Annotated in this window: 10 protein-coding genes; 3 read left to right on the top strand and 7 right to left on the bottom strand. The window is 45.2% G+C overall.

The window, feature by feature from the left end; translation table 11 throughout:
* Window positions 1–391 precede the first annotated feature (391 nt).
* Entirely contained in the window at window positions 392–3,367 is a 2,976-nt protein-coding gene (gene pruA / locus QZW82_RS08680; protein ID WP_293147083.1) for an L-glutamate gamma-semialdehyde dehydrogenase, read from the bottom strand.
* 85 nt (window positions 3,368–3,452) lie between these two features.
* On the bottom strand, window positions 3,453–4,484 hold the full coding sequence (locus QZW82_RS08675) for a hypothetical protein (protein WP_293147081.1): 1,032 nt from the start codon (window positions 4,482–4,484) through the stop codon (window positions 3,453–3,455).
* Window positions 4,485–4,643: 159 nt separating this feature from the next.
* Between QZW82_RS08675 and QZW82_RS08670 the strand changes: the two genes are divergently transcribed.
* Both QZW82_RS08670 and QZW82_RS08665 read left to right on the top strand, forming a co-directional pair.
* Window positions 4,644–5,840 (top strand): transposase, encoded by a 1,197-nt coding sequence (locus QZW82_RS08670; RefSeq protein WP_293147079.1) that lies wholly within the window; start codon window positions 4,644–4,646, stop codon window positions 5,838–5,840.
* A 130-nt stretch (window positions 5,841–5,970) separates the two neighbouring features.
* Window positions 5,971–6,180 carry a hypothetical protein gene (locus QZW82_RS08665; protein ID WP_293147077.1) on the top strand — a complete coding sequence of 70 codons (210 nt, stop codon included), beginning with the start codon at window positions 5,971–5,973 and terminating at the stop codon, window positions 6,178–6,180.
* Here QZW82_RS08665 and QZW82_RS08660 read toward each other — a convergent pair.
* The 4 genes from QZW82_RS08660 to QZW82_RS08645 all read right to left on the bottom strand — a co-directional run bounded on the left by QZW82_RS08660 (window position 6,154) and on the right by QZW82_RS08645 (window position 10,292).
* Window positions 6,154–6,477, bottom strand: a complete 324-nt coding sequence (locus tag QZW82_RS08660; protein ID WP_293147075.1) for a DUF433 domain-containing protein — start codon at window positions 6,475–6,477, stop codon at window positions 6,154–6,156. The two genes, QZW82_RS08665 and QZW82_RS08660, sit on opposite strands and share 27 nt — an antisense overlap.
* Window positions 6,478–6,772: 295 nt before the next feature.
* The gene (locus QZW82_RS08655; RefSeq protein WP_293147073.1) at window positions 6,773–7,033 is read right to left on the bottom strand and encodes a hypothetical protein; all 261 of its coding nucleotides are present in this window, start codon (window positions 7,031–7,033) and stop codon (window positions 6,773–6,775) included.
* 176 nt (window positions 7,034–7,209) lie between these two features.
* Window positions 7,210–9,756, bottom strand: a complete 2,547-nt coding sequence (locus QZW82_RS08650) for a protein-arginine deiminase family protein (protein ID WP_293147071.1) — start codon at window positions 9,754–9,756, stop codon at window positions 7,210–7,212.
* A 209-nt stretch (window positions 9,757–9,965) separates the two neighbouring features.
* On the bottom strand, window positions 9,966–10,292 hold the full coding sequence (locus tag QZW82_RS08645) for a DUF433 domain-containing protein (protein WP_293147069.1): 327 nt from the start codon (window positions 10,290–10,292) through the stop codon (window positions 9,966–9,968).
* A 184-nt stretch (window positions 10,293–10,476) separates the two neighbouring features.
* On the opposite strand from QZW82_RS08645, the gene QZW82_RS08640 reads away from it, so the two are divergent.
* A complete protein-coding gene (locus tag QZW82_RS08640; protein WP_293147067.1) occupies window positions 10,477–10,821 on the top strand; it encodes a hypothetical protein in 345 nt (114 codons plus the stop codon).
* A gap of 18 nt (window positions 10,822–10,839) precedes the next feature.
* On the opposite strand, the gene QZW82_RS08635 is transcribed toward QZW82_RS08640, so the two are convergent.
* Window positions 10,840–11,535: a hypothetical protein gene (locus tag QZW82_RS08635; RefSeq protein WP_293147065.1), complete on the bottom strand. Its 696-nt coding sequence runs from the start codon at window positions 11,533–11,535 to the stop codon at window positions 10,840–10,842.
* Window positions 11,536–11,653: the final 118 nt, after the last annotated feature.

Here is an 11,653-nt window from a genome sequence, read left to right as displayed (position 1 = left end):
GTAGTGAGGACTTTAGTCCTTCTTTCCTTCTTAATAGTCAGAGAGAGGACTGAAGTCCTTACTACGAACCTGATTGAAAGGACAACACGGTTTGTAGTGAGGACTTTAGTCCTTCTTTCCTTCTTAATAGTCAGAGAGAGGACTGAAGTCCTTACTACGAACCTGATTGAAAGGACAACACGGTTCGTAGTGAGGACTTTAGTCCTTCTTTCCTTCTTAATAGTCAGAGAGAGGACTGAAGTCCTTACTACGAACCTGATTGAAAGGACAACACGGTTTGTAGTGAGGACTTTAGTCCTTCTTTCCTTCTTAATAGTCAGAGAGAGGACTGAAGTCCTTACTACGAACCTGATTGAAAGGACTGAAGTCCTCACTACAAACCAAAGAATGATTAATCGTCTACTCCTTCAATCGGTGCAAAACCTTGCCGCTGAATATTTTCAGTTATAGTGCGAGGTTCGAGGAATTGTAGCAAATAATCCGGGCCGCCGGCTTTGGAACCAACTCCCGAAAGTTTGAATCCTCCGAAGGGTTGGCGCGATACCACAGCGCCGGTGGTTCCGCGATTGATGTACAGGTTTCCGACTTCAAAATCGGCTTGGGCGCGATCGATATGCGAAGGTGTGCGAGAATACAATCCGCCAGTTAAAGCGAAATTTGTACCGTTAGCAATTGCGATCGCCTCATCGAAATTACGAGCCCGAATCACCGACAAAACTGGGCCGAAAATTTCTTCTTGGGCGAGAGTTGCAGTCGGCGCAACTTCCGTCACAATCACTGGGCCGACAAAATAGCCTGTTTCCGGCGCCGCCATTTCTAAGGCTATCTTAGCTTCGGCGCGACCTTTTTCGATGTATTCGCGGATGCGCGACTGGGCGCTGGCATCAATTACAGGCCCGACTTGAGTGCCGGGATTTTCAGCAGGGCCGACATTGAGCGATCGCGCGGCTTCTACCAATCTTTGCACAAAAGTATCGTACACCGACTCGACCACAATCACTCGCGAACAAGCGGAACATTTTTGGCCGCTGTATCCAAAGGCAGAATAAACTACGCCAGCAACTGCTTGGTCTAAATCCGCACTTTCATCGACAATAATTGCATTCTTGCCGCCCATTTCTGCAATTACTCGCTTCAGGTGTTTTTGTCCTGGTTGCAAAATCGCAGCTTGGGCATAAATCTGACAGCCAACTTCCTGAGAACCGGTGAAGGTAATCATGTGAACGTCGGGATGTTTTACCATGTAAGCGCCGACGGTTGAACCTTTGCACGGTACGTATTGAAAAACGCCTTTGGGAATTCCAGCTTCTAGCAAAATTTCCGCTATCTTTGCAGCAATTACTGTGGAAAATTCCGCAGGTTTTAGTAAGGTACAGTTACCTGCAACTAGCGATGCAACTGTCATTCCGACGGGAATTGCTAGCGGGAAATTCCAAGGGGAAATAATCAGAGAAATGCCGCGCGGCTGATAGCTGTAGCGGTTAGTTTCTCCTGGTATGTCGTAATTTTGTCCTTGTTCCAACCGTTCCATTTCGTCGGCGTAGTAGCGACAAAAATCAATTGCTTCGGAGACTTCGACATCGCATTCTCTGACTGGTTTGCCGACTTCAAACACCATCCAAGCTGACAGTTCGTGGCGCCGTTGTTCCATCAATTCGGCTGCTTTGCGGAGGACTCCGGCGCGCTGGCGGACGGGGGTTTTGCGCCAACTTGTGGAGGCTGCTTTGGCTGCTTCTAGGGCTTGTTTGGCTTGTTCTTCAGACAGTAATCCGATTTTTCCGACTACTTCTGCGGGATTGGAAGGGTTGAGGGAGTTAACTGTTGTTTCGGTGTTTTGGTACTCGCCGTCGATTAGCGGCAAATAAGTTTTACCTAAGCTAGCCCGCACTAATTTGATGGCTGCTTCTGCTTGTTGTCGCAGTTTGGTATTGGCGTAGTCGGTATCGGCGACGTTGGGGAAAACTTTGCTGTAAGCTATCTGGTCATTGCCATTAGCGACTGGTGCGGCTAATAATTGTTCGATCGGCATTTCTTCGGAACTTTGCCGGATAAACGAACTGTTGGCGGTATTTTCCAGCAAACGGCGGATCAAATAAGCCATACCTGGGAGCAAATCGCCGTAGGGACAGTATACTCGGACGCGATAACCGCGATCGACCAAAAGCTTGGCCAGTTTGTCGCCCATGCCGTAGAGCACTTGCATCTCAAAGCGGCGGCGCGGTATATTGAGAGTCTCGGCAATTGCGATCGCCCGGGCTTGCGATCGGACGTTATGACTTGCGATCGCAGCATACAAATATTCGTGATTTTCCAGCAGTAACTGAGTCATCTGCTCAAAATTTGCATCCGTAGCAACTTTGTCATTGTAGACAGGCTGCGGCCAATCCTTCTGCATCGCCTTAATTGTTTCCTGATCCCAGTAAGCGCCTTTCACCACACGCACCGTTACCGGATTTTCGCGTTTTTTGGCCCAAGCAATAATGCCTTGCAAATCTTGTTTGCTGTCGCGCAAATATGCTTGCAATGTGATACCAATATCCGTGCGGCTGCGAAACTCTTCCTCTAACAATAAGTCTTTGAGAATGCTGAGAGTTAAACTCTTGTAGGCGTACTGTTCCATATCGAAGTGAACCGCCGCACCCAACTCTTTAGCGCGCCGCAATAACAGGCGAATTCTCTCGCTAACTTTTTCCTCGCTGCCTTTCGCATCCAGCGGATCGAACTGAGAATAAAAAGCCGTTAACTTGACAGATACTTGCACTCGCGGCAGAGTTTCGCCGTCAGCTTTGTCGATGGCATCTACCTGCGACCAATTCTTAGCTGCACTGCTCAATTCCGCCATCAATTCCAAATAGCGGTTAAGATAAACTTCCGCCTCAGTTTCAGTAATCACAGCTTCCCCCAAAAGGTCAACTGTAAAACCCATTTTATCTTTGCGAAGCCGTTCTAAGGTTTTAATTACCTGCTTGATATTTTCCCCAGAAATATACTTGTGCGCCAAAGTTTCTACAGCAGGTGCAACCGTCGTCGCAGCCAATTGGCCCGGAACCGAATCAGCGTTAGCAAAGCTGAGCAATTTTTTCAAAGCTTCCGGCAATTCTACCTCTTCCACAGTCAAGTATTCTTGCAAGTGGCGGGCAATTTCCGGCTTGCTGCGGAGGGCGGGCAAACAGTCAATAAATCGAAACAATTGCACCCGCAATCCGGGGCTGGCCATTGCCCAATCCATCAGCTTGTCGTCCCAGCGCATTTGGTCTTGCAGTTGACCGAAAAACGATCGCTTTTTGTCTTGAGTTGCCTTAAGGATTTCTTTAGCAATTTCCTGAGTCTTTGCTTCGTAGATGCTTGGAGATACTTGTGCGACCATTGGTAATTAGTAATTGGTAATGGGTAATTGGCAACCAGGGCGGGTTGATGTATTTTGCAACTACCCCCTGATAAAATTATACTGGCTATTTGACTTCAATTTTCACTCCGTAGTTTGCTTGGCGATCGCCCGAAATTTCAATAGTATAATCGCCGCTGCTGGCTAGTTGACCTTGCCACTGACCTGTGCTATCAACAGTACCTACTTTTTCACCGTTAGGAGCAATAATATCTGCACTAACTTGACCTTCTTGAACCTTTACTGTCATGCTTTGGCCGCTATTGCATTCTAGCAAGTAGCGCTTCGATTTGTTGGCTGGCAAGCTATTGCTGAGAGTCGTTCCGATAGCACCCGCTGGAAAGCTAACTCGCTCAGTTACAGGGGTTTCCAGGGCAGCGGGAGATGCAGCAGGAGAAGGTGATGGCGAGGCGGAAGCAAGTTGCGGAACCCCAGACAGCGATGGTACTTGAGTCGGAGTCGGCGAAGGTGCGATCGTGGCGGGCAGTGTCTGCTGGGGTGCGGGGGGGACACCGGGCAGGCGGTTGGCGCGCGCTGCTGGAACAGGGGGAGGGCTTTCAGGCAAGGGTACGTCGGAAGGCAATCTGATTTGAAGGTTCGCTCTTTCTTGATACATTCTCCACGCGACCAAACTGCCGAGACTGAGTACGGAACCGACTAACATTCCACTCAGAAAAATTGCCAATATTTGCCAGATTGGAGTTGATTTGCGATCGGAATTTGCGGTGTAATTTGTGATAGGTAAATCACCGATATTTTGACTGGTTTTCGGCGCATTTTCGGCGGTGATTGGAATTGTTTCTGTTTCGTCCATTGCCGTTGAAATATTTTCGGGTGCGGCAATTTCATCGGAAGTTTCTGGGAGTTCGGAAGTTGCTGCTAAAACATTTTCACTGGGGAGATTTTCGTCGGAAGTTTCTGGGGGTTCGGAAGTTGCTGTTAAAACATTGTCACTGGGGAGATTTTCTGTAGGAGTTTCTGGGGGTTCGGAAGTTGTATGGGGATTGGTAATGACAGTATTCGCGAACTCATCGCTGTCAGTAGCAATTGTTTCCGGTTGCTGAGTCAAAATTTGATTTTTTTCCTGTTCGTTACTCATGGGACTAAATTTTTTGTACAAATACTGCTTTTAGACAATCTTACCAAAAAGCTGGGTCTAAAGCCCCGTCCTTATAGGACGGATTTAATTCGAGTGTAAAGATTCTTGAAATAGTCAATTTGTAGCAACACCTGCTCGTAAATGTGATAGAATTATCCCATGATTGTACTAGAGTTCAAGTTAAAAGGCAAGCCACAGCAATACCGGGTCATAGACGAAATGATCCGCACAGCTCAATTTGTCCGAAACCAAGCTCTCAGATACTGGATCGACAATCAGGGAGTTAAGTTAATCGATCTCTACAAACAATGCGCCATTATGGCAAAAGAGTTTGAATGGGCCCGAAAACTTAACTCAATGGCACGTCAAGCTTCAGCGGAACGTGCCATTTTTGCTATTCAACGTTTCTTCTCTAATTGCAAAGCGTCAAAACCAGGAAAAAAAGGATACCCACAATTCAAAAAACACACTCGTTCCGTAGAATACAAAACATCAGGATGGGCACTTTCGGTCGATAAAAGATGTCTGACTTTCACGGACGGCTTTGCTGCTGGAACCTTCAGATTGCTTGGTAGTCGAGACTTGCAATTCTATGCGCCCAAGGAAATTAAGCGAGTCAGAGTAATTCGTCGCGCTGACGGTTACTACGCTCAGTTTTGTATTAATGTAGAGCGAACAGAAGAAATAGTTCCTACGGGGAAAACGATTGGCATAGATGTGGGGTTGAACCATTTCTACACCGATAGTACCGGGGAAATAGTTCCAAATCCTCGACATCTTCGCAAAAGTGAAAAAGCTTTGAAGCGGTTGCAGAAACGAGTTTCTCGAAAAAAGAAAGGTTCGGGCAATCGTAAGAAAGCTATCAATAAATTAGGCAGAAAACACTTAAAAGTTAGTAGGCAGCGTAAAGACTTCGCCATTAAAACAGCGTTGTGCGTAGTGAAATCTAACGATTTCGTAGCCTACGAAGACCTTCAGGTAAGAAATATGGTGAAAAACCATAAACTTGCGTTGGGAATTAGCGACGCAGCGTGGTCACAGTTTGCCCAATGGTTGCAATATTTTGGGAAAGTATACGGTAAAACAGTAGTTGCTGTAGCTCCTCATTACACTTCCCAAGATTGTTCAAGTTGCGGCAATCGCGTTCAGAAATCGGTATCAGTCAGAACTCATATTTGCCTGTGTGGTACGGTGTTAGACCGCGACCACAATGCAGCTTTGAATATTTTGGCTAAAGGATTGAAAGCCCGTGCAGGAATTAGTTTAAATACGGTGGGGCACACCGGAATTAACGCTTGGGGACAGACCGACCTCTACTCGTTGGTGGTGACATCAACGGGCAAGCCGACTGGTTGAACCAAGAATCCCCGCGCGTTCACGCCGGGGAGTGTCAATTTATATTAAATCCGGTGATGGTCGAATGATGCTGAGGGCGCGAGCGTCCCCTTCGCACTTAGGACTGAAGTCCTCACTACAAGCCAATTTTATGAGAAATTTGTCGGCTGGGGCGATCGCAAATTTACCAACTTTTAAAACCTGTATCTATAGCAACCACCACATCGGTATTGACAGAAATAAACTCATCAATAAAACCGACTATCCTTCTAGCATCAACGGTTTGATTCCCCTACTCTATAACTGTCAACTGTCAACTGTCAACTGTCAACTGCTATATATCGTTCAACTTAATTGCTGATTCAATTTCGTCATGAAATGCCTCAGCATAAGCCCAAGCATTTTTCAAATCGCTAGCACTAAGATGCGGATAATCTTCTAAAAGTTGAGCGTCAGTTGCACCTAATCGGCGAGACTCTACCAATCCCCAAACAGAAATTCTAGTTCCTGCAATCCTGGCATTACCGCCAACAGTACCGGGAGTTTTTTCAATGCCCTGCCAGGTGTTGGCTAAACTTTGAGCTAATATCTGTATTGCTTGAGCTTTCTCAGGCGGAGTCAGGGAAAGGAGTTGCGGTTCTAATTCTTTTAGTGTCATAGTTGAGCGCGGGTTTGGCTGCTGAGAATGTCGTATGTATATTATAGCGATCGGGCGGTTTCAACCGCTTTTTTTTGACCTCTAACTCTACCAACGAAGTCGAGGGCAAGTGAACTAAAAAATCGCGGTAGGTGCGTCGCTCATATATTGTCGTAAATTACCGGGATTATCGCAACGACGCACCCTACTTTCATATCAAATTCGGTTGCATAGGAATTATTAAGCTCTCTATATCTCTCTCTGTGTCCTCTGCGCTCTCTGCGGTTAAATCATTTCCATACAACCGGAAACAATATCACTTGTAGCTAATTAAAGCGGTACTATCTAATATCATCCCCATATTTGCCGGACGAGACTCGCGACGGCGGCTGATTTCGGCCAATAGTTCTGTTACAGATTTTTTACGTTGTTCTGAAAGAGGTTTTTTCTTTGTTGACAACTCGGCTTCTAAAATGGCGATCGTAAATGCACTAATCGAGCGGTTTTGAGCATCGGCCAACTCTTGCAGCCTTGTATACAATTCCTCTGGTATATTTTCTATTTGCAGGGTAGCCATCTCTTAAACTCCTAGCATAGTTTCCCTAAATATTAGCATAGGGAGGCAAGTTTATGGGGGATATTGAGATTTACGGTTGGGTGGGGGCGGGTTTACGAGATTGTTCGTTACAGGCGAGTATTGTTGGTGAACTAGCCCCTACAAAATTACGATTCCCGATTCCTGATTCCCAATTACTAATTATTAGGCAAAGATTGCCAAAAAGGAATAGGTTCTGGCTTCCTCACAGTATTCGTCGCCGACTGCACGTTTCCTTTCAATTCTTGATAATACCTATCATCCAGAAAACTCACGCTAACGCCAGCAGGAAGCAGCAATTGGCGCAATCTTTCTTGAGTGTAATCTAAACCATCAATCATTGCCCCGCGCGGATTGGAGACTAACAACTTACCGTTAACAGGCACCGAATTGACCATATTCGGCCACCAAGCATAACCGCTGTAGCCAAACATCGCTGGAACCTGAACGATTTGGTCGTCTGCGAGGGCAAACTCTCTTTTCAACTTCTCTAAAATCGGATTGAGTTTCTGCTTTTGCAGCTTGAGGTTGTGTTGAATTAAAGCAGGATTGTTCAAGGCAGCGCTGACTGTAGTTTCAGTGCTCAAGCCGCGATTGATTGTCACATCACCGTACCCTTTTTGGGCCAATTCTTCCAATAACTTAACTCCGGCTTCTGGACTGGCGATCGCCATTATAGACTTTCCGGGGATTTGACTGGGAATAAAATTGATAATTTCATCGACTTGGCGAGTCAAAAGCCAAGAAGTATCAATATCCACCGCTGGGCCTTGAATTCTTTGAGCTTGAATAAAATCTAGTACCTCAGGATTAAAACCAGCATTCCCCGAATTTCCGTAATAAGCTCGACCCATTGGGTATCCGGGAATCGGCGGCGTCACCTGCAAATTTCCGTATCCATCAGACCACTGATTTACAGGATCTAAAGAGCGAGGTTTGCCAATTTTAAATACTCTCAAATCCCGCTCTTGATTTGACTTGGCTGGCTTGTCTAACTCTGGATTGCTAGGGCTTTTAATCGCGACATTAACTTGACGCATATCGGATTTTTCGGGAACTTGAACGTAGCCATTTTTGTGACTGTCTTGCATCCAAGCATTATCGCCCTGGATGATTTTTACCTGAGCCCCTGTGGGTTCTACAGCTTGTTTGAGTTGGGAGATAAATTCACTGTTAGCTGAGCCTCGGTCGCTGACCTGAACTTGTGTTACTGGTGCTGTATTTGGTGCTATCATCCAAGGACTAACGCCCATTTGGATGGTCGCAGCGGCAATTTGTTGACCGTTATTTTCGGCGGTTGCTTTGAGATTAACAGTACCGTTCCAATTGCGATCGGCAAATTGTTTGGCTTCCACTCCTAAAACAATATTCGTGCTAAAATTTATTGGTTTAGTACCGGATATATCTACAGGTAGCCAGCCGTCGGCAGTTTTCTGAAAAACGCTGATGTGAGGGCTGCCAATGGTGTCAGCCGTGATAAATAATTGAGAATCTTTGAAGTTTTCCGACAGGATTAAGTTAACTTGAGAAAGCATTGCTGCGCGGCGAGGGACGCTAACCTTGGTTTCTTGCCAAGTCGGTATTTTGCTGCGGCGTTCGTTATTGCGATCGTTATACACAATCAGCGCGCCCCTGGACAATGACCATTTATCTTTTTCGGCTTCGTCTAGTTGATTAATTTTGCCGTCTCTATTAGTATCTCCGGCAAAGAAGAAGTTTGTCTGTGAGGTTGCGGGTGTAACTGGTGCTGGAGTTGCGGTTGCGGTTGATTCGGGAGTTGGTGTTGCAGTTGACTCGGGAGTTGGTTGAGGAGTTGGTTGTTGATTTAGTTCTAATTGTTGTCTTTGTTGTTCTTTTAGGGCGAGTTCTTGCTTTTCTAATTCTTGTCTTGTGAGTTCTTTTAGTGCTAATTCTTCTCTTTCTTTTGCTTGGCGGGCGAGTTCTTGTTTTTCTTGTTCTTTGCGGACTAATTCTTGCCTTGCAAATTCTTGTCTTTCTATTTCTCTGCGGGCGAGTTCTTTTTTCTCTTGTTCTTGTCTCTCTATTTCGCGGCGAGCAAATTCAATTTTCTCTTGCTCTTTTCGAGCGATTTCTCTTACTTGTTCTTCCTCGGCTTTAATTTTCTGTGTAGACCGTGCTACTTGCCATTCGTAGGTAGCGAGAGTAAGATTTCCTTGATATTCGATGGTTTTGTCGATCGCCCGTTCAGCCAACAAAGAACCGTGGGGAATGAGTCGGAGGTTATTGATAGCCAATTGCCAGAAGCGTTGCGACTGTTCCCAAGTAGCGGGATCTGCTTTAGAAGTGCGTCCAATGACAACGGCTTGCGAGGCCAATCTAGCAGCCTCATCCCAGTTATTTTTGGCTTGTTTTTCTATTTCAATCTGACTTTGAAGGTTTTGGAGTTGCTTCGTGAGAGTTTCGGATTGGTGGCGGGGGCTATCTGGTTGCCAATATTCGGGAGAAAACAGACTGCTGTCGGGAGTTTGGGCAAGCTTATCTAATTGTACTTTGAGGCGATCGCGCAATTTGTAGAGTTCAGGGAGGGATTGCGGAGTATCGCCGTCGGGCTGTCGCGGGGAGAGTGCGAGTTTGTAGTTTAGAGTAGGTTGAGCCATGGTTGTAGGGATGGCAACCCAAATTATACCGATGACGACACCGAAAGCATTGACAATGGCGATCGCAATATATTTAACCAAACGCATATAGTTTATCCACAGACACCCAAATGATTTTACCTAATATTGGTGCATTTAGTAAGATTTTAGGGTGGGTTTGGGCAAATAGGACTTAGCATGGGGCTCAGAAACCGGGTTTTTCGCGAAAATACTTTGTTGCTACCGACAGATTAGGTAAAAAACCCGGTTTCTTTGTCGGAGTCGGTAATTTCTGTTATGGGTAATTGCGCCATGTTTTATCCTGCTTCATTTCTAACTATTGCTGCTTCAATTTCCTCTGGGTAAGCATCAGCATAAGCCCAAGCATTGACTATATCTGCGGCACTCAAATGAGGAAAGTCTTGCAAAATTTGCCCATCATTTGCACCTAGAGTGCGATAATTTACTAACGACCAAACTGGTATGCGAGTATTGCCGATACAAGCATCGCCGCCGCACACACCAGGAGTTTTTTTGATGCCTAGAGAACCGTTGGTTAAAGTTTGAGTTAGGATGCTGATGAGTTTAGCTTTATCAACCGGATTTAAGGTTAAGACTTGAGTTTCTAATTCTTGTATAGTCATAAGTGCGATCGGATTTGATAATATTTAAATTATAGAGCATTCATCGCGTCAGGGCCGAGAAACCGGGTTGTTCAGCAAATCTGTGGCTGAGTACGAAGTATTTCCGAAAAACCCGGTTTCTGAACTCCGCGAGTAAGCCCTGTATTAATTTATTCTCTTTTTCGCTGACAGCAAGGTGAAAACCATGAAATTGCGCTGTTACTTCTTAATTTTTATCCTTCTTGGATTATCATTAACAAGCTGCGGACAGCCGCAGTCATTTCCAGAAATCGATCGCACATTGAAACATAGTAATCCGATCGCAGAACTTAGTTTGAAGCTGCAAACGGATGATGTAACTAAAAATAACATCCCAGCGAGTCCGAATAGTGGCAAGTTCGATCGAACCACCATGTCACCGGAAGAAAGTGCGATCGTGTTAGGGATATTCGGATTTTATTTGATATGTTATTTGTTAGTTTGGAAGTTTCGCGGGCGGGAAGAAGCGAACAAGATGGCTAGGGCTGCGAGAAATAGAATCAGGAAGTAGTAGATACTTGCTAAACCCTTATTTTTTCTTAGTACGGTTGCGTTTTCTCGATTCAGCCGCCATTTTTTTTGTTTTTTTTTGCTTTTCTTTACTTACTTTAGAGGGATGGAAACCACTACCACTTATCGGTGGGCTTGACCATCCAAACATATCGGAGTTTTTAGCTGCAAGCGTAGGGGCAATCTCAGCATTATATATCTCCTGAAATTGTTTTAGACCTTCCTCCGTAGTCATGTCAAACCCTGCTTTATGACCCATCGTTACAAAGGATTTGGCAATTCCGAATCTAGAGGAATCTTGCATAATTTCCTGAAATTCCGGCTCAATATCCCGCAGGTGTTTGATAATTGAAGTGGCATTTTGCAGCTTAAATTCTCGTTTCAAAAAATGCCAGAAAGCCAATAATTCTGGGATAGCATCTTCACTATCTTCCGGCGAAAGCAAAGTCAGTTTCCTGGGAAATAAGTCTTCGATTATAGTTTCCACATTTGCCACTTTCATGGAAGGTAGGGTACAACCTTCATAGCCGAAACCGTAATAAATGAGGTGCGAGATCCAAGCTCCAACGTCTGGATAAGCTTTACAGTATTCTTCTCCTTCGGGAGAATTGACAAATAGCTCGATTAGCGTTTCCTGATAATCATCCAGGAGCGGTTCTGCTTCGTCATAGTCTAGGCCGTCTAGTTGGCGGATGTTAAAAGGTTGATCTGACATAGTTGAAAATGTTGTAATTTAATTGACTTTATATCCAAGGTTAGTACAATTTTTGCAGTTCGATTAATTCTTTAGGATTTTATTATATTTAAAATCTTCTATTAGATAAATTCCTGCC

Source organism: Microcoleus sp. bin48.metabat.b7b8b9.023, assembly GCF_013299185.1.
GTDB lineage: Bacteria > Cyanobacteriota > Cyanobacteriia > Cyanobacteriales > Microcoleaceae > Microcoleus.
Note: the sequence above shows the minus strand (reverse complement) of the source record. Positions and strands in the feature narration are given on the sequence as shown.

What these genes read in the sequence shown, in the direction of transcription:
- pruA (WP_293147083.1), bottom strand. Translation starts at nt 3,367, where the DNA reads ATGGTCGCACAAGTATCTCCAAGCATCTACGAAGCAAAGACTCAGGAA.
- QZW82_RS08675 (WP_293147081.1), bottom strand. Translation starts at nt 4,484, where the DNA reads ATGAGTAACGAACAGGAAAAAAATCAAATTTTGACTCAGCAACCGGAA.
- QZW82_RS08670 (WP_293147079.1), top strand. Translation starts at nt 4,644, where the DNA reads ATGATTGTACTAGAGTTCAAGTTAAAAGGCAAGCCACAGCAATACCGG.
- QZW82_RS08665 (WP_293147077.1), top strand. Translation starts at nt 5,971, where the DNA reads ATGAGAAATTTGTCGGCTGGGGCGATCGCAAATTTACCAACTTTTAAA.
- QZW82_RS08660 (WP_293147075.1), bottom strand. Translation starts at nt 6,477, where the DNA reads ATGACACTAAAAGAATTAGAACCGCAACTCCTTTCCCTGACTCCGCCT.
- QZW82_RS08655 (WP_293147073.1), bottom strand. Translation starts at nt 7,033, where the DNA reads ATGGCTACCCTGCAAATAGAAAATATACCAGAGGAATTGTATACAAGG.
- QZW82_RS08650 (WP_293147071.1), bottom strand. Translation starts at nt 9,756, where the DNA reads ATGCGTTTGGTTAAATATATTGCGATCGCCATTGTCAATGCTTTCGGT.
- QZW82_RS08645 (WP_293147069.1), bottom strand. Translation starts at nt 10,292, where the DNA reads ATGACTATACAAGAATTAGAAACTCAAGTCTTAACCTTAAATCCGGTT.
- QZW82_RS08640 (WP_293147067.1), top strand. Translation starts at nt 10,477, where the DNA reads ATGAAATTGCGCTGTTACTTCTTAATTTTTATCCTTCTTGGATTATCA.
- QZW82_RS08635 (WP_293147065.1), bottom strand. Translation starts at nt 11,535, where the DNA reads ATGTCAGATCAACCTTTTAACATCCGCCAACTAGACGGCCTAGACTAT.